Below are 17,103 nucleotides of genomic sequence, written 5' to 3'. Positions count from 1 at the left end.
CTTTTTAATATTCCGAGAGCCTGTCCAGCGCCATGTCGCGCCCTATGAGTGGCAGCATCTCGCCCATATCAGGGCCATGGGCTTTCCCGGTTAGCGCCAGGCGGAGCGGCATGAACAGCGATTTTCCTTTGCGCCCCGTCGCTTCCTTCAATGCGCCCGTCAACCGCTTCCAGATATCATCGCCCCAGTCCATATCCGCCAAAGCAGCGTGTGCGGCGCGAATATAGGCGGCATCCTCCGCTTCCAAATCAGGCCATTCAATTTCACCGCTGGCAATTTGCCACCAGTCCGCAACATCGGAAATATTGGCAACATTGGGCCGGATTGCATGCCAGCCCGCCTCATCCATATCGGCGGGCAGCCTGTCTGCGACATAGGCATAGTCAAGCTGATGCACGATTTTCTGGTTTATGAGCTTCAGTTCCTCGTCATCAAAACGCGCAGGCGCGCGGCTGAAACGCGCAAAATCAAATGTCTCAAGCAAAGGTTCGATACCCGTTACGGGCTCAACCGGATCGGATGTGCCCAACCGTGCCAACAGCGCAACCACCGCAATCGGCTCGATAGACTGCTCACGGAAACTCGCCACGCCCAGCGATCCAAGGCGCTTTGACAACTTGCCTTCCTTGCCAACCAGCAGCGCTTCATGCGCAAATTCGGGTGGGCTGGCGCCCATGGCTTCAAACATCTGCACCTGCGCCGCGGTGTTGGACACATGATCCTCCCCGCGCACGACATGGGTGATACCCATATCCACATCATCAATCGCCGACGGCAGCATATAGAGCCAGCTGCCATCCTCGCGCCGGATCACCGGATCGGACAGCAGGGATGCGTCGAATTTCTGTTCCCCACGCACTAAGTCCTTCCATGTAATGGGTGTCTCGTGATCGAGCTTGAACCGCCAGTGCGGACGACGGCCTTCGGCTTCATAAGCCGCCACCTGCTCTATGGTCAGCTCCAGCGCGCCACGGTCATATACAGGCGGTTTGCTCCGGCCGAGCAGGATTTTGCGTTTCAGCTCCAGCTCCTGCGCTGTTTCATAGCAGGGATAGACGCGCCCAGCGGCTTTCAGTTTTTCAAAACCAGCCTCGTATACATCAAACCGGCCCGACTGCCGTTCTTCACCATCTGCCGACAAGCCGAGCCAACCGAGGTCACGGCGGATGCCATCCACAAATTCCTCTTTCGACCGCTCAGCATCGGTGTCATCGAGCCTGAGCAGGAACTGCCCGCCCATTTTACGCGCAAACATCCAGTTATGCAGCGCGGTACGGATATTACCGACATGCAGATGGCCGGTGGGCGACGGTGCGAAACGGGTTTTAACGATCATGATGTCCTGAATGCATTGGTAATGGGGTAGCGCCGGTCACGGCCGAAATTCTTGGTTCCTAACTTGACGCCTGGGGGGGCCTGGCGGCGTTTATATTCGGCGATATAGAGCAGCCGTTCGATCCGCGCCACCGTGTCGCGGTCAAATCCGCGTTCGACCAGTGCGCCGACCGACAGCTCCTCCTCGACCAGCCCGTGCAGGATCGGGTCAAGCACTTCATAGGGCGGCAGGCTGTCGCTGTCTTTCTGATCCTCGCGCAGCTCGGCACTTGGCGGCTTTGTGATAACCGTGTCGGGCATAGCCGGACCGTCCGGACCAAGTCCCATGGGCGGCTTATTCTTGTTACGCCAGCGTGACAGCTCGAACACCGTCAGCTTATACGCATCTTTCAGCACCGAATAACCGCCCGCCATATCACCGTAGATGGTGGCATAACCGACCGACATCTCGCTTTTGTTGCCGGTGGTAAGGAGCATATGGCCAAACTTGTTCGACAGCGCCATCAGAGTGACCCCGCGGATACGGCTCTGGATATTCTCTTCGGTGATATCGACTTCCTTGTCCGAGAAACTACCTTCCAGCATTTCGTCAAACCCCTCAATCGCAGGCTGTATCGGAATGCTATCAAGCCGGCAGCCGAGCATTTCCGCACAGCCCGCCGCATCATCCAGGCTTTCTTGAGATGTAAAACGTGACGGCATCATCACGCACCACACACGGTCTGCACCCAGTGCATCGACCGCGACCGCCGCCGAAAGCGCACTGTCGATCCCGCCCGACAGGCCGAGCACCACGCCCGGAAAGCCATTTGCATTCACATAGTCGCGCAAGCCAACCAGCATGGCGTGATAGACATCCTGCGGGAACGGATCGAATTCATGGATTTCACCAGGCGCGCAGTTCCAGCTGCCTTCACCCTTGCTCCATTCGGTCGCCACAATGGTTTCGTCCCAATCGGGCAATTGGTGCGCCACGCTGGCATCAGCGTTCAGCACGAATGAGCAACCATCAAAGACCACCTCATCCTGTCCGCCAATCCGGTTGAGAAACAGCATAGGGACACCGGTTTCGCGCACCCGCGCTTTGCCGACACAGTCGATACGCAGATCGTCCTTGTCAATCTCGTACGGGCTGCCATTGGTGACGATAAATATTTCCGCACCCTGTTCGCCAAGATGCGCGCACACTTTCGGAAACCACACATCCTCGCAGATCGGCACGCCCAATTTGACGCCGCGAAACACGATTGGATCCGGCAGGGGACCGCTTGCGAACAGGCGCTTCTCGTCAAATGTACCGTAATTGGGCAGCTCGTGCTTGTAACGCACCGCCGCGATTTCACCGCCATCGAGCAACGCCAGGCCATTGTAAAGCTGTCCGTCTTCGGCAAACACACTGCCCACCAGCATCGCCGCTCCGCCATCGGCAGTAAGCGCTGCCATGCGCTGCAGTTCCGCCTGTGCGCTGCGCACCAATGCAGGTTTGAGCACAAGGTCTTCGGGCGGATAGCCGATGAGTTGAAGCTCAGGATAGACGATCAGATCAGCGTCTTTGTGATTTTCGCGGATCGCCAGCATCGCATCCGCATTGCCAGCCAAGTCACCTACGCGCTGCGTGATCTGTGCGATGATGATAGAGAGTTTGTCAGTCATAAAAGCGTGATAGAGCGACGCAGCACTGGCGGCAATAAAAGAGTCGTGGATAGCTGATATTACACCTTTAGATTCCCGGTGACTGCGCTAAAAAGGTGCGCAACATACGAATCCATGGCATTTCGGGGACAGACGCATGAAGTTAATGGCGGGCAACAGCAACCTTCCACTCGCACGGGCCATCGCCGGCTATCTGGAAATCCCGCTGACCGACGCATCGGTCCGCCGCTTCGCAGACGAAGAAGTATTCGTCGAAATCCACGAAAACGTGCGCGGTGAGGATGTGTTTGTCCTGCAATCCACCTGCTATCCGGCCAATGATAACCTGATGGAACTGCTGATCTGCATCGATGCGCTGCGCCGTGCATCGGCCAAGCGCATCACCGCAGTGGTTCCCTATTTCGGCTATGCAAGGCAGGACCGGAAACCAGGTCCTCGCACGCCGATTTCGGCCAAGCTGGTAGCCAACCTGATTACCAAGGCGGGCGCGGACCGCGTTCTCTCGGTTGATCTGCATGCCGGACAGATACAGGGCTTTTTCGATATCCCGACTGACAATCTTTACGGCGCACCAGTGATGGCCGCGGATATCCAGGCCCGCTTTGGCGGCAAGGAGCTGATGGTGGTATCGCCCGATGTCGGCGGCGTGGTCCGCGCACGCGCGCTTGCCAAGCGGCTCGACAACGCGCCACTTGCCATTGTCGACAAACGCCGCGAACGTGCAGGCGAAAGCGAAGTCATGAACATTATCGGCGATGTATCGGGGCGCTTTTGTATCCTGATCGACGATATTGTCGATTCAGGCGGCACGCTCTGCAATGCCGCCGCTGCGCTCAAGGAGAAAGGCGCAACCGATGTGGCCGCATATATTACGCACGGTGTGCTGTCAGGCGGCGCAGTTGCCAATATCAACCAGTCGTCGCTCAAAGAACTGGTGATCAGCGATTCGATCCAGGCCACGGAAGCGGCAGCGGAATCGGACAGTATCCGCTATCTCTCTATCGCCCCGCTGCTCGGCGAAGCGATCCGGCGCATTGCCGATGAAAGCTCGGTGAGCAGCCTTTTTGACTAGTCCCTGAGGAGGGCAGAAATTGTGCGTTTGAATTCCCGTACATAGGCCGCATGGTTCTCCGCATAGTACATCAGGCCTTTTGATGCCCAATAAAGCGCTGTTGCTATATTCTCTGCTTGCCGGGCATCAAGTTGCATGGCCTTTTCGGCCAGAAGCTGTTCTGTCACTTTTTCCATAATGGCTTTTTCAGCGTCCTTGGTCGCGTCACCAGCTTCGCTGCCCGCCATTTGTACAGTCTCGGTGCTGTGGGGAGATGAGCGGAGCAAGTCAACATGCTGGCCGGACCACTTGTCAAAACCGTTCAACAGTCTTTGCGCTAGAAGCTGTCCTGGAGCCGTGAATGCAGCCAGCGCTTCGCTACAGGATTGCTCAACTAGTGCGTTGGCCGCCAAGTGGAATATTTTTTCCTTTGATTCAAATTTTTTATAGAGAGCCTGGCGCGATATTCCCACGGCCTGGGCAATGTTGTCCATAGACGTTTTGCGATAGCCGTAATGCGTGAAAACAGCGATTGTCTTTTGGAGGTCCTGAGCATGTTTCATATTACATAGTTGACAATATACATCTAATTTGTCAACTATGTAATATGAAACATGAAAATTCACATCCCAGCGCATAAGATAAGGAACAATCAAAATGGCTTATAAAATCGTCGATAGTGGTTTTACGGACTGGACTGCAGACCGTTTGCCAGACCTCACCGGAAAACTTTTTGTTATCACTGGAGGAAACTCGGGTATCGGATTTGAAGCGGCAAAGTCACTCGCAAAGGCTGGCGGCGATATTGTCATTGCATGCCGCAACCCTGATAAAGGAGCGAGAGCTGTCAAAAGCTTGGTAGAGCTTGGCGCTGGCAAGGCAGAGCAGGTTGCGCTCGACTTGTCCGACTTGTCGTCTGTCCGTGCTGCAGCTGCTGACCTGCATCACCGTTTTCCCCGCATAGACACGCTCGTCAACAATGCGGGCATCATGCAGACACCACAGCTGAAAACCAAGGATGGCTTTGAGCTGCAATTGGGTACAAACCATATCGGTCACTTCCTGTGGACAGCCCTGCTCTTCGACATGCTGGACAAGGACGAAGGACGCGTCGTCACCGTGACAAGCATCGCCCACAAATTCGGACGCATGCATTTCAATGACCTAATGCTTGAAGAAAACTACACTCCCTCTGTGGCATATGGGCAAAGCAAGCTGGCGAACATCATGTTCGCATTCGAGCTCGACAAACGGCTGAAAGCAGCAGGAAGCAATATAAAATCCATTGCCTGCCATCCCGGATATTCCAGCACATCGCTGCAAAGTACCGGCCCCGAAGGACTGCTAAACACAATCTATAAATTCACAAATCGCCTTTTTGCGCAATCCGCAGAAAAAGGTGCACTTCCAACTGTGCTTTCAGCAGGTGGCGATGAAGCGGTAGGCGGTGCCTATTACGGCCCCACAGGTATATTGGATGTCGGCGGTCCAGTTGGAGATGCCTCGGTTGCAAAACATGCCCTTAAACAGGAAGACTGGGCAAGAGTGGCCCGTCGGTGCATAGGGCAGGACCGCGTTTGTCAATCTCGCTGGCCAATGGCTTCCCACTGCGCTAAAGCGCAGCGATGACTACACCCGCCGACCTAAACCTCGCCCACAAACTTGCCGATGCAGCAGGTGAGGCCATCCGTCCATTCTTTCGCGGGAAATTTGATACCGTTTCCAAAGATGACGCCTCCCCAGTGACAGAAGCCGACCGGGCCGCCGAAGCCGCGATGCGCGACATTCTGGACAAGGAACGCCCCGATGATGAAATTATCGGCGAAGAATTTGGAACAAAAACCGGTACATCTGGCAAGACCTGGGTGCTTGATCCGATAGATGGCACCACCAGCTTTATTGCCGGCCGGCCGATTTTCGGGACTCTGGTGGCCATGCTGCAGGATGGCTGGCCCGTGATTGGCATTATAGATCAACCGATAGCATGTGAACGCTGGGCAGGCATGATGGGCCGCACCACCGAATTTAACGGCAAATCTGTAAAGACACGCGCCTGCCGCGAACTGGGGGACGCGTCGCTTTCCACCACGGGGCCGCAGTATTTCAGCAATCACGACGCGGATCATTTTATGGCGCTGGCGCAGCAGACCGACCATAAACGCATGATCTATGGCGGGGATTGCTATAATTATGGCCTGGTCGCATCAGGCCATGTCGATATCGTCTGCGAAACAGGTTTGAAACTGCACGATTTTGCCGCGCTTGTCCCTGTCGTCGAGGGTGCAGGCGGGCAGATGTGCGACTGGAACGGTGAACCGCTGCACGCGGGCAGCGAAGGTCATGTATTGGCCATCGGCGATCCTGCGCGGCTTGATGATGTACTCGAAGCCATGGGTATGGTAGGACACAGCCATTAGGCCGAATTTAGCAACAACCGCCAGCCTTGCGTTTGGCGGAAATTTCCACCTCAACAACGCCTTTTATTTTTTCGTTTGAAGTAAGACCCACTGCGATGCCGATAGGGGCTATGTCGCAATCACAACGCAGCGTCATGCTCTTTTGTGCCGAGCCCACCTCAAGCTTGCCCTCCCATAGAGCACCTGCCCATGAGCCATTGGATTGCTCCATGACTTCTGCATGCAGCGGAATTGTCATGCATTCCCCGCATGGCACACAGAAATTCGCTATTGGCTCATTCAGTTTGACACCATTTGTTCCCGGCGGAACCGAGATAAACGAACTCAGCCCTGGAACCAGCCCCCAGGTATCTCCGGCCTGCACTGCCGCAACAAGTTCAAGCCGTCCTTCAAGCACACCTTGTCCGTCAATAACTTTGAGCGCAGACATATATAACTGAATACAGCATTTGGGTTTGCACTCATCACCGCAACCGGAACCACAACCACACTGCTTTTGACCTGCCGGATCATTGGGCCGCCAGATGCCCGCGGGCGACACGTCGCCAGCTCCATAACTCAGTTGTTGCGGCTGGATTATGGAACTGGTGGCGCTTTGAGTCATATCCTGAAACAGCACAGACGCATCTCGCAATTCCTTAAGGCTGCGCTGGATTTCCGAATCCTGCACCTGCGTACGAAGGGATTCGGCCTGCCCCACAATTTGCGACGTGAGCTGGCTGATACGTTCCGCCACTATTTCCGGTTTCAATGACGAAGCGGTGGTATTTTTGACTTCACTTTTAGGTGCCGGTTTTGATGGTGCTTTACGCGGTGTGGCTTTTTCTGGCATTATAACCCCCTATTTTAATGTGCTTTTAGGGCCAAAGCCTGCCACTCAGGTGGCATCAGGGCCAATTAAATGCCGGTAATTTACATATTGCACATGGCAAACTGCCAACTGCTTATACAATTTCCCGCTTGCCGAATCATATTTCGCCCGCTAATGCCCCGCTTTCGTAAGAGATGCGCTGGCCAGTTAGGGCTGCCATGTGCATCTGAAATGAAACTCATAGATTTGAGGAGTTCGAAATGCCCAAGCTGAAGACAAAGTCCGGCGTTAAAAAGCGGTTCAAAATCACCGCGTCCGGCAAAGTGAAATTCGGTGTGGCTGGCAAACGCCACCGCCTGATGAGTCATAACGCAAAATATATCCGCCAGAATCGCGGCACGAAAGTGGCCTGTGACGCTGATGCGAAAACAGTAAAAAAATGGGCGCCGTACGGGCTGTAACGCCATCGTACTGACCAGATTTACATAGATATATAAGGAATTAAGTTATGGCACGCGTCAAACGGGGTGTTACCACCCGCGCAAAACACAAAAAAGTTTTAGAGCAGGCAAAAGGCTATTATGGCCGCCGCAAAAATACGATCCGTATTGCACGTCAGGCTGTCGAAAAAGCCGGTCAATATGCATACCGTGACCGTAAAGCCAAGAAACGCAGCTTCCGGGCGCTCTGGATCCAGCGTATTAATGCTGCTGTTCGCGCAGAAGGCATGACATACGGCACATTCATGCACGGCGTAAAACTCGCCGGTATCGACCTTGACCGCAAGGTCATGGCCGACCTCGCCATGAATGAAGCAGAAGTATTTAAAACCATCATCGAACAGTCCAAGGCCGCGCTGCCCAAGGATTGAACCAACGATACCCAAATAAAAAGGCGCCGGGCGGAAACGCTTTCGGCGCTTTTTTCATTGGTTTGCAGCGCGCTTTTGCCTAGGAGAGCGCAAGGCCCAAAAAAGCCCATGGAGCAGCTATGAGTGATATTGAAAAACTGGCATCGGATTATCTGGCACAGATAGAGTCCGCCGCGAATGTGGAAGCGCTTGAGGATATCCGTGTGCGCGCATTGGGCAAGAAGGGTGAGATCAGCACCTTGCTGAAAACACTAGGCAAAATGACGCCCGAAGAACGCCAGACTGAAGGCCCGAGAATCAACGGTGCACGTGAACAGGTTGCCACCGCCATTGCAAACCGCAAGGCGGCAATGGAAGACGCGCTGCTCAATGAAAAACTTGCCGCCGAAGCGATTGACCTCACCCTGCCCGCACCTGAAACACCGCAGGGCAGCGTGCATCCGGTCGCGCAGGTAATGGACGAGCTCGCTGAAATCTTTGCCGACCTTGGCTTCTCCGTTGCCGAGGGGCCGGAGATTGAGGATGATTGGCGCAATTTCACCGCGCTCAACATCCCCGAAACACATCCAGCCCGCGCGATGCACGACACGTTCTATTTCGACGATAGGGATAACGAAGGCCAGCAGATGCTGCTGCGCACGCATACCTCGCCGGTGCAGATCCGCACGATGATGGATCAGGAACCACCGATCCGCATTATCGCACCAGGGCGTACTTATCGCAGCGATAGCGATGCCACGCACACACCCATGTTCCATCAGGTTGAAGGGCTGGTAATCGACAAGGGCATCCATATGGGACACCTAAAATGGACACTCGAAACATTCGTACGGGCGTTTTTTGAACGTGACGATGTCGAACTGCGCCTGCGTCCCAGTTATTTTCCGTTCACCGAACCCAGCGCCGAAGTCGATGTCGGTTTCAGTGTAGAAAAAGGCAAGCGTGTGATTGGCGGCGATCCCAACAGCGAAAATGGTGGTTGGATGGAGATACTCGGCAGCGGCATGGTGAATCGCAAGGTGATCGAAAATTGCGGACTTGACCCCGATATATGGCAGGGCTTTGCCTTTGGCTGCGGCATCGACCGTCTTGCCATGCTGAAATACGGCATGCACGATCTGCGTGCTTTCTTTGACGGCGATCTGCGCTGGCTTAAACATTATGGTTTCAGCGCGCTTGATGTTCCGACACTCAGCGGAGGAGTAGGCGCATGAAGTTCACACTGGACTGGTTGAAATCGCACCTCGACACCGATGCGAGCCTCACCGAAATTACCGACAAGCTTACCGCCATCGGTCTTGAGCTGGAAGGTATTGAGAACACCGCTGACAAGCTGCGCGATTTTCGCGTTGCCAAAGTCATCGAAGCAGGACCGCACCCCAATGCGGACAAGCTGCAATTGCTCAAAGTCGATGATGGTAGCAGCGAGCCGTGGCAGGTCGTGTGCGGCGCGCCCAATGCGCGCACGGGCATGGTTGGTGTGTTCGGTCCGCCAGGAACCTATATCCCGGGCAGCGACTTCACTCTAAAGCCTGCCAAAATCCGTGATGTTGAAAGTTTCGGCATGATGTGCAGTGCGCGCGAGCTGGAACTGGGCGACGAACATGACGGCATTATCGAGCTCGATGACAGCGCCGCAAGTGCTGTGGGCAGCAGCTTTGCCGACTATGCCGGGCTGGATGATCCGGTGATTGATGTAAGCGTAACGCCCAATAAGCAGGATTGCATGGGCGTACGCGGCATCGCCCGCGACCTGGCCGCATCTGGCATCGGCGCGCTCAAACCGCTGGAGCAAGTGGCCGTGGAGCGTAGCGGCACTGGCCCCGATGTGCGCACCGACGACCCGGAGGGCTGCCCGGCCTTCTATGCCTGCACTATAAAGGGCGTAAGCAATGGCAGCGCACCCGATTGGATGCAGCGCCACCTTAATGCAGTTGGACAGAAACCGATCAGCGCGCTGGTTGATATTACCAATTATGTGATGCTTGATCTCGGCCGTCCGCTGCACGTCTATGACATGGCCAAGCTCAACGGGCCGCTAGTGGCGCGCAAGGCCAAGGACGGTGAAACCCTTACCGCGCTCAACGATAAAGAGTATACGCTCGATTCCACCATGACCGTGATTGCCGATGATAATGGCGCGCACGATATTGGCGGCATTATGGGCGGTGCAGCGACCGGTGCAGAGGAAGGCACGACCGATGTGCTTATCGAATGCGCTTATTTCACACCGGAAAATATCGCGCGCACGGGGCAGAAACTGATGCTTACATCCGATGCCCGTCAGCGTTTCGAACGCGGCGTGGACCCGGCATTTCTGGACGATGGTGTTGAAATCGCCACCGCCTATGTCACGCGGATTTGTGGTGGCACCGCAAGCGAGATCAGCCGTGCAGGCACACCGCCCACTGATATCCGCGAGATCGCATATGATCCTGCGCTTTGCATGGGGCTGGGCGGTATAGCCGTGGAAGAAGATCGGCAGAAAGCGATACTCGAAGCACTTGGCTTTGGCGTTTCTATGGGTGCGCCATGGGCCATTTCTATCCCCACATGGCGGCGTGACGTGATCAGCGCGCCCGATATCGTTGAGGAAATTGTTCGCATGGTGGGGCTTGATGAAATCAAGTCTGAACCATTGCCGCGCACACCCGGTGTGGCCTCGCCCACAGCCTCCCTGATGCAGCTGGCCGAGCGCCGTGTTCGCCGTGCGGCGGCATCACGCGGGCTTAATGAAGCAGCCAACTGGAGCTTTATCTCGGAAAAAGAGGCCATACCTTTCGGCAGCGGCGATTGGACGCTAGCCAATCCGATCAGTGAAGATATGAAAATCATGCGGCCATCGATGTTGCCTGGCCTCCTGTCAGCCACCAAACGCAACCTGGACCGCGGCGCAACCTCTATCCGCCTGTTCGAAGTTGGTCGTCGTTATTTCAAGGCGAAGAATGGTCATAGCGACGAAAAGCAGACGGTGGGCCTTGTACTAAGCGGTGATAAAACTTCGCGTGGTTGGCAAGGCGGAAAGGCCGTGCGTTTTGATCCCTATGACATCAAGGGCGAAGTGATTGCGCTCCTCAAAGCCGCAGGTGCGCCAACTGACAAGCTGATGGATTTCGGCGAAGCAGGTGCGCACTTTCACCCCGGCCAGTCCGGCACATTGCGGCTCGGTCCCAAAAAAATTCTGGCCGCTTATGGTACACTGCACCCCAAGACTGCAAAGGCTTATGGCTTGAAAGGTGCGATAATGGGCGCGGAGATATTCCTAGACGCCATTCCGATGAAGCCGCTCAAAGACCATATGCGCGATGCCTATGACCCGCCCGCATTGCAGGCGGTGACGCGTGACTTTGCCTTTGTAGTGGATGACAACGTCGCAGCGGGCGATCTGGTGCGTGCAGTCAAAGGTGCGGACAAGAAAGTGATTGTCGATGCCCGGCTGTTTGATGTCTTTACAGGCGAAGAACTGGGCGAAGGCAAAAAGTCGCTGGCCATAGAAGTAACCTTGCAGCCCACGGACAAAAGCTTCACCGAAGAGGAGCTACAGGCCATTTCCGACAAGGTGGTGGCGAATGCGGTAAAACTGGGCGGGGAGCTTCGGGGCTAAAACCCGCAAGGATTATCCGATGACCAACGAACGCCGCACCTTTGCCATTATCTCGCACCCCGATGCGGGTAAGACCACGCTCACTGAAAAACTGTTGCTGCAGGGCGGCGCTATTCATCTGGCAGGCGAGGTCAAGGCACGCGGTGCAGCGCGGCGTGCCCGGTCCGACTGGATGAAAATCGAGCAGCAGCGCGGCATTTCGGTGACATCCAGCGTGATGACATTCGAAAGAGAGGGCATCACCTTCAACTTGCTCGACACACCGGGACACGAGGATTTTTCCGAGGATACCTATCGCACGTTGACCGCAGTCGACAGCGCCATCATGGTCATCGACGCCGCCAAGGGTATCGAACCGCAAACGCGCAAATTGTTCGAAGTGTGCCGCCTGCGTTCAGTGCCTATCATCACCTTTATCAACAAGGTGGACCGCGAGGGCCGTGATCCATTCGAGCTGATGGATGAAGTCGCTGATATGTTGGCGCTGGATGTCTGCCCAATGGGTTGGCCCACCGGAATGGGCGGGCAGTTTGAGGGCATATATGATTTTGCCACCAACACACTCGCGCAGCCTACGGGTGCGAGCAAAGAATATCTCGGCGATGCAAGGCGGTTTGCCGGGTTGGGTGATACGAAGCTAGCGGATGTGCTGTCCGAGGGTGCATTACAGCGGCTGACTGAAGAAGGGGAACTCGCCAAGGAAGGCTATATGCCGTTTGATCTGGAAGCGTACCGTAATGGCGACCTGACGCCCGTATATTTCGGCTCTGCGCTGAAAGAATTCGGGATAGTACCGCTGATCGACGCGATTGCAGCCCATGCACCGCCCCCACGTCCGCAGCCTGCTGAGCCAGAGGAAATCCAGCCAAACCGTAAGGACGTGACCGGTTTTATTTTCAAGGTGCAGGCCAATATGGACCCGATGCACCGCGACCGTATCGCTTTTATGCGGCTGTGTTCCGGTACATTCAAACGCGGCATGAAACTTACGCCGAGCGGGCATGGCAAGCCTATTGCCATCCATTCACCGATCCTGTTTTTCGCGCAGGACCGCGAAATTGCGGACAATGCACACCCTGGCGATATTATCGGCATTCCGAACCACGGTACATTGCGGGTCGGTGATACACTTTCCGAGAAAAACGATGTGCGTATTACCGGTTTGCCCAATTTTGCGCCCGAAATCCTGCGCCGTGTCGTGCTGAAAGACCCGACCAAGACCAAGCAGCTTCGCAAAGCGCTGGACGACCTTTCCGAAGAAGGCGTGATCCAGGTATTCTATCCCGAAATTGGTGGGCAATGGATTATCGGCGTGGTCGGTCAGTTGCAGCTCGAAGTGCTAATCTCACGGCTGTCCGCTGAATATAAAGTCGAGGCAACGCTCGAACAGGCCCCATTTGAAACAGCCCGCTGGCTGTCAGGTGATGATGCCATACTCGATGCCTTTAGCCGCATCAGCCAGGCGAACCTCGCCAAGGATCGCGATGGGGACATGGTATTCCTTGCCAAATCGGCATGGGATGTCAGCTATCAGGAAGAGAAGAACCCGGAAATCAAATTCAGCGCCACAAAAGAGCGGTGATAGCGATTATTCTACCCAGTCCCGCGCCAGAAACCGGCTCGCCAAAGCCATAAGTGCCGCCGCTATCAGATATAGCCCGAGCGAATAGAGCATGGCATAGCGCAGGGCTTCGCCGCCATAAATAGCGCCCAGGCCATCAGACAGCGCACCCAGCGCATAGATGCCGCCGCCAATGCCGATCAGGTTGTTGATAAGCAGGAACAGTGCCGAGGCCGTGGCGCGCATATCAGCACGGACCAGATGTTGCACGGCGGACAGGACAGGACCGAGCCATATATAGGCCAGTGCCTGCGGAATCAGGAAGAACAGGAAAGCAGTCATCACCGAACCTGAGACAATGCCAGCCGCGAATAATGGTACGGCCAAGGCAAAAGCCGCCGCAGGGAGCAGCGCATAGGCGGATTTGCGGTGCGCGCCCAAGTGGTCGCCCAGATAGCCACCGCCCAATACACCCGCGACCCCGCCTATCAACAATACCGCGCCAAAAAACTGTGATGTGCCAATAAGGTCCAGCCCAAAGCTGCGCATCAGCAAGCTGGGGAGCCAGAAAGCGATGCCGTAGCCGAGCATGGAGCTGAACGCCGCACCAAAGGCGAGCAACCAGAAGCTGGGCTTTGCCGCGAGTATCTGCACCACTTCCATAAAACGCGGCGCCTCAGGCGCAATGAGTTGCTGCCCATCGGCAGGTGCCGGATCTTTGACAAAATGGCGAAATAACGGCGCTATCAATATACCGACCAGCCCCACCACCAGAAATGCCAGTCGCCAGTCCACCGTGGCGGCAATATATCCGCCCGCCAACACGCCTGTGGCTGATCCGATCGGAATGCCAAGCGAATAGATGGACAACGCTCGGGCGCGTTCTTCGCTCGGATAATAAGCGGAGATTAAGGCATAGGAAGGCGCCACACCGCCCGCTTCACCAACGCCGACACCAAGCCGGCTGAGGAAAATGTGCCAGAAATTCTGTGCCATGCCCGTGAGCGCGGTAAAACCGCTCCATATTACCAGCGAAACCGTGATGACCCAGCTGCGACTGGTGCGATCCGCCAGCCACGCCAGCGGCACAGCAAGCGTTGAATAAAGCAATGCAAACGCGACCCCGCCCAACAAGCCCATCTGTCGGTCGGTCAGCTCCAGTTCGGCCTGAATCGGTGCAGCGAGGATCGACAATATCTGCCGATCGACAAAGTTGAAGATATACACGACAAGGAGCATGGTCAGCGCCATGCCCCTTCCCGCTATTTTCGGCGGCGCTGATGCCTCCGCATTACCTTGCGCAGTCACCCGTCCTAGAACTCAAACCCAGCCGTTACAAATACCTGACGCGGATTGCCGTAAAAAGCAGTTGCAATGCCTTCGGTGCCGAGTGTCGGTGTGAAGCCGCCCCCAGCGCCTACAACACCGAATTGATAACCCGATGTGATATAGCGTTTGTCGAACAGGTTTTTGCCATGCAGGCCCAGTGAAAAGCGGTCATCACCTGAAGTCCAGACCAGGCTGGCATCGACCAGCATATAGCTCGGCTGATCCAGGAAAATGCTCGGTGTTTCGAACTGGTTCGTCTTGCTTTTATAGCTGGCTGTGGTCGCTGCATAGATATCACCGCTACCCACTGGAAGGTTCATCGCCAAAGTGCTTGCTGCTGTCCATTTAGGTGTATTCTGGATCACTCGCTGGTCAGAGACGTCAACGCCGTTGACAATATATTCGCGGTATTCACCATCAATATAACCAAGGGTTCCATTAAAGGTTACGCTTGAACCGGCGCCTGCAAAACCGTGCGCAAAGCGGAAGAATGCTTCTGCTTCAATGCCTTTGAAGCGCGCTTTGGCTGCATTGGTGGTAACCCCGGCAAAACTTTCGAACACACCGTCATTATCGGCATCTACGCCTACCGAGCCTGGAATCTGCACGTCTTTATAGTCGCCATAAAAACCCGTCAGTGCAATGCGCCCGTCACCGTCCATAAACGTACCCTTATAACCCAACTCATAGCTGTCGACGCTTTCGGGCTGGAACAGGAAGAAATCATATATTTCCTGATAACTGCGCAGACCATCACCATTGGTATCGGGGGCAATAGTGGCATTGCCGCGCGGGTCGAAACCGCCGCCCTTAAACCCTTCGGAATAGGACGCGTAAAGCATGTGATCGATGCTGGGTTTGAAGCTGACCGAGGCGCGCGGCGTAAAGTCGGTGAATTTTGCTTCGCCAGTAAAATCCGTGCTGGTGGCAATTGTGACAGCGTTACCGCCAAATTGCGGAGACAGGCCAAAGAGTTTTGTCTGGCGCAATATGTCAGATGTGCGTTTATCGCTGGTATAGCGGCCACCCACCGACAGCGAAATCATATCACCAACATCATAGGTGAAATCGCCAAAGACCGACCATGTACTGGTATCGACATTGCCCGCTGTATAAGCGTTCAGACCGGGCAGGCTCAGGAACGTGCCCGTGGGTCCAAGGATCACGTCAAACTGCGTCACCGCATTCGCGTCGAGATAATAAAAGCCGACAAGGCCGTTCAGCGGCCCATCATTATAGAGGAGTTGAAATTCCTGGCTGAGCTGCTCATTGGCATAAAAAGCCGGTACATCGACATCGTCAACTGGCAGCGCGTCAAAATCGATCGGCGTCGAGCTTTCATCCTTGCGCCATGCGCTGATCGAACGGAAAGTCAGTGTGTCACTCAGGTCAATTTCCGCCGACAAGGACAGGCCATATGCTTCGATATCCTGTTCCGGCTGGTTAAGGCCCGCACGCGTGTCATACACATCATCCAGTACCGGAGCGCCGGAAACAAGGCCGGGGATCAACCGGTGTCCGTTGCGCGGGTTGGACTTGTCGCGCGTATAATCGCCGGTGATACGCACAAACACCGGTTCGCCATAACCGCCCAGCTCCACGCTGGCGCGGCCCGCCCAGACATCCTTGTTGTAATTTTCAATGCCCAGATTGAGATTGTCACCAAACCCGCCCCGCGACAGGCGCGCAACAGAGCCGCCAACGCGGATCAGGTCGCTGATAGGTGCAGATGCCGTTACAACACCTTCCGCCTGGTCATAGGTGCCATAGGTGGCCCGCGCTTTCACGCTGAGTTCCTGTGGCAGGCGGCGGGTCACATATTTGATCGCGCCGCCAATCGTGTTGCGGCCATAGAGCGTGCCCTGTGGCCCGCGTAGCACCTCCACCCGTTCAACATCATAAATGTCGAGCACAGCCGCCTGCGGGCGGTTGAGATACACATCGTCCAGATACAGTCCCACGCCCGCCTCAAAGCCCGCAACCGGGTCCTGCTGACCCACGCCGCGGATAAAAGCGGTCAGTGTCGAATTGGTGCCGCGCGATGGCTCCAGTGTTGTATTGGGCGTGACCTGTGCAATATCGGTAATATCCACCGCACCGCTTTTTTCGAGCTGGTCGCCCGAGAATGCCGTGATCGAAATCGGCACATCCTGCAGGCTTTCATCACGCCGCCGTGCGGATACGATAATGACATTATCATCCTCATTTGCCTCGGCCTGCACATCCCCTGCCTGGTCCTGCGCATGCGCAGGCATGGCAGCGGCAAGCGCAATCATGGCGGTAGAAAATAAAGCGGGGCTGAGTGTGCGTGCAGCGAATTTCATCTGGTCTCTCCTGTCATCGGACTTTTCGAACAGCGCGCTGTGCACCGCGAAATCCGGTTTGTGACTCTGCCTATAATGAAAGTTGAACCACCTTTCAACTATTTCATTCCCAACAACGTTTTTTTCGTGTATCCGTAACCTGGAAGA

The 17,103-nt window shown here is 55.5% G+C and carries 14 protein-coding genes; 8 read left to right on the top strand and 6 right to left on the bottom strand.

Going from position 1 to position 17,103, the window contains the following annotated elements; all coding sequences use genetic code 11:
• Positions 1-4: 4 nt before the first annotated feature.
• Together gltX and G6Q15_RS02570 are read right to left on the bottom strand one after the other, a co-directional pair.
• Complete coding sequence (gene gltX / locus G6Q15_RS02575; protein WP_164115352.1) at positions 5-1,336, bottom strand: glutamate--tRNA ligase; 1,332 nt, start codon at positions 1,334-1,336, stop codon at positions 5-7.
• On the bottom strand, positions 1,333-2,988 hold the full coding sequence (locus G6Q15_RS02570) for an NAD+ synthase (protein ID WP_164115349.1): 1,656 nt from the start codon (positions 2,986-2,988) through the stop codon (positions 1,333-1,335). The genes gltX and G6Q15_RS02570 overlap by 4 nt, the downstream gene beginning before the upstream one ends.
• Before the next feature lie 136 nt (positions 2,989-3,124).
• Between G6Q15_RS02570 and G6Q15_RS02565 the strand changes: the two genes are divergently transcribed.
• On the top strand, positions 3,125-4,060 hold the full coding sequence (locus G6Q15_RS02565; protein WP_164115347.1) for a ribose-phosphate pyrophosphokinase: 936 nt from the start codon (positions 3,125-3,127) through the stop codon (positions 4,058-4,060).
• On the opposite strand, the gene G6Q15_RS02560 is transcribed toward G6Q15_RS02565, so the two are convergent.
• Positions 4,057-4,677 carry a TetR/AcrR family transcriptional regulator gene (locus G6Q15_RS02560; RefSeq protein WP_205518064.1) on the bottom strand — a complete coding sequence of 207 codons (621 nt, stop codon included), beginning with the start codon at positions 4,675-4,677 and terminating at the stop codon, positions 4,057-4,059. The two genes, G6Q15_RS02565 and G6Q15_RS02560, sit on opposite strands and share 4 nt — an antisense overlap.
• A 19-nt stretch (positions 4,678-4,696) precedes the next feature.
• Here G6Q15_RS02560 and G6Q15_RS02555 point away from each other — a divergent pair, with 19 nt between their 5' ends.
• Positions 4,697-5,668: an oxidoreductase gene (locus G6Q15_RS02555; RefSeq protein ID WP_164115343.1), complete on the top strand. Its 972-nt coding sequence runs from the start codon at positions 4,697-4,699 to the stop codon at positions 5,666-5,668.
• The gene (locus tag G6Q15_RS02550) at positions 5,665-6,456 is read left to right on the top strand and encodes an inositol monophosphatase family protein (protein ID WP_164115341.1); all 792 of its coding nucleotides are present in this window, start codon (positions 5,665-5,667) and stop codon (positions 6,454-6,456) included. The genes G6Q15_RS02555 and G6Q15_RS02550 overlap by 4 nt, the downstream gene beginning before the upstream one ends.
• A gap of 7 nt (positions 6,457-6,463) precedes the next feature.
• Here the strand turns inward: G6Q15_RS02550 and G6Q15_RS02545 are convergent, their stop codons facing one another.
• Entirely contained in the window at positions 6,464-7,288 is an 825-nt protein-coding gene (locus G6Q15_RS02545) for a hypothetical protein (RefSeq protein WP_164115339.1), read from the bottom strand.
• Between the two features lie 239 nt (positions 7,289-7,527).
• On the opposite strand from G6Q15_RS02545, the gene rpmI reads away from it, so the two are divergent.
• From rpmI to G6Q15_RS02520, 5 genes are all read left to right on the top strand, one after another.
• The gene (gene rpmI / locus G6Q15_RS02540) at positions 7,528-7,728 is read left to right on the top strand and encodes a 50S ribosomal protein L35 (RefSeq protein WP_164115337.1); all 201 of its coding nucleotides are present in this window, start codon (positions 7,528-7,530) and stop codon (positions 7,726-7,728) included.
• Positions 7,729-7,775: 47 nt separating this feature from the next.
• Positions 7,776-8,138: a 50S ribosomal protein L20 gene (gene rplT, locus G6Q15_RS02535; RefSeq protein WP_164115335.1), complete on the top strand. Its 363-nt coding sequence runs from the start codon at positions 7,776-7,778 to the stop codon at positions 8,136-8,138.
• A gap of 119 nt (positions 8,139-8,257) precedes the next feature.
• The gene (gene pheS, locus G6Q15_RS02530; RefSeq protein ID WP_164115333.1) at positions 8,258-9,352 is read left to right on the top strand and encodes a phenylalanine--tRNA ligase subunit alpha; all 1,095 of its coding nucleotides are present in this window, start codon (positions 8,258-8,260) and stop codon (positions 9,350-9,352) included.
• Positions 9,349-11,742: a phenylalanine--tRNA ligase subunit beta gene (gene pheT, locus G6Q15_RS02525; protein WP_164115331.1), complete on the top strand. Its 2,394-nt coding sequence runs from the start codon at positions 9,349-9,351 to the stop codon at positions 11,740-11,742. Before pheS ends, pheT begins: the two co-directional genes overlap by 4 nt.
• Before the next feature lie 19 nt (positions 11,743-11,761).
• The gene (locus tag G6Q15_RS02520; RefSeq protein WP_164115330.1) at positions 11,762-13,324 is read left to right on the top strand and encodes a peptide chain release factor 3; all 1,563 of its coding nucleotides are present in this window, start codon (positions 11,762-11,764) and stop codon (positions 13,322-13,324) included.
• 6 nt (positions 13,325-13,330) lie between these two features.
• On the opposite strand, the gene G6Q15_RS02515 is transcribed toward G6Q15_RS02520, so the two are convergent.
• Positions 13,331-14,554, bottom strand: a complete 1,224-nt coding sequence (locus G6Q15_RS02515; RefSeq protein WP_164115329.1) for an MFS transporter — start codon at positions 14,552-14,554, stop codon at positions 13,331-13,333.
• A 62-nt stretch (positions 14,555-14,616) separates the two neighbouring features.
• Positions 14,617-16,956, bottom strand: a complete 2,340-nt coding sequence (locus G6Q15_RS02510) for a TonB-dependent receptor (RefSeq protein ID WP_164115327.1) — start codon at positions 16,954-16,956, stop codon at positions 14,617-14,619.
• Between the last annotated feature and the right edge of the window lie 147 nt (positions 16,957-17,103).

Source organism: Sphingorhabdus sp. Alg239-R122, from assembly GCF_900537065.1.
GTDB lineage: Bacteria > Pseudomonadota > Alphaproteobacteria > Sphingomonadales > Sphingomonadaceae > Alg239-R122.
Note: the sequence above shows the minus strand (reverse complement) of the source record. Positions and strands in the feature narration are given on the sequence as shown.

Bases quoted from the DNA above. Each gene is read 5' to 3' on its own strand.
- gltX (WP_164115352.1), bottom strand. From the start codon at position 1,336: ATGATCGTTAAAACCCGTTTCGCACCGTCGCCCACCGGCCATCTGCAT.
- G6Q15_RS02570 (WP_164115349.1), bottom strand. From the start codon at position 2,988: ATGACTGACAAACTCTCTATCATCATCGCACAGATCACGCAGCGCGTA.
- G6Q15_RS02565 (WP_164115347.1), top strand. From the start codon at position 3,125: ATGAAGTTAATGGCGGGCAACAGCAACCTTCCACTCGCACGGGCCATC.
- G6Q15_RS02560 (WP_205518064.1), bottom strand. From the start codon at position 4,677: ATGCGCTGGGATGTGAATTTTCATGTTTCATATTACATAGTTGACAAA.
- G6Q15_RS02555 (WP_164115343.1), top strand. From the start codon at position 4,697: ATGGCTTATAAAATCGTCGATAGTGGTTTTACGGACTGGACTGCAGAC.
- G6Q15_RS02550 (WP_164115341.1), top strand. From the start codon at position 5,665: ATGACTACACCCGCCGACCTAAACCTCGCCCACAAACTTGCCGATGCA.
- G6Q15_RS02545 (WP_164115339.1), bottom strand. From the start codon at position 7,288: ATGCCAGAAAAAGCCACACCGCGTAAAGCACCATCAAAACCGGCACCT.
- rpmI (WP_164115337.1), top strand. From the start codon at position 7,528: ATGCCCAAGCTGAAGACAAAGTCCGGCGTTAAAAAGCGGTTCAAAATC.
- rplT (WP_164115335.1), top strand. From the start codon at position 7,776: ATGGCACGCGTCAAACGGGGTGTTACCACCCGCGCAAAACACAAAAAA.
- pheS (WP_164115333.1), top strand. From the start codon at position 8,258: ATGAGTGATATTGAAAAACTGGCATCGGATTATCTGGCACAGATAGAG.
- pheT (WP_164115331.1), top strand. From the start codon at position 9,349: ATGAAGTTCACACTGGACTGGTTGAAATCGCACCTCGACACCGATGCG.
- G6Q15_RS02520 (WP_164115330.1), top strand. From the start codon at position 11,762: ATGACCAACGAACGCCGCACCTTTGCCATTATCTCGCACCCCGATGCG.
- G6Q15_RS02515 (WP_164115329.1), bottom strand. From the start codon at position 14,554: ATGGCGCTGACCATGCTCCTTGTCGTGTATATCTTCAACTTTGTCGAT.
- G6Q15_RS02510 (WP_164115327.1), bottom strand. From the start codon at position 16,956: ATGAAATTCGCTGCACGCACACTCAGCCCCGCTTTATTTTCTACCGCC.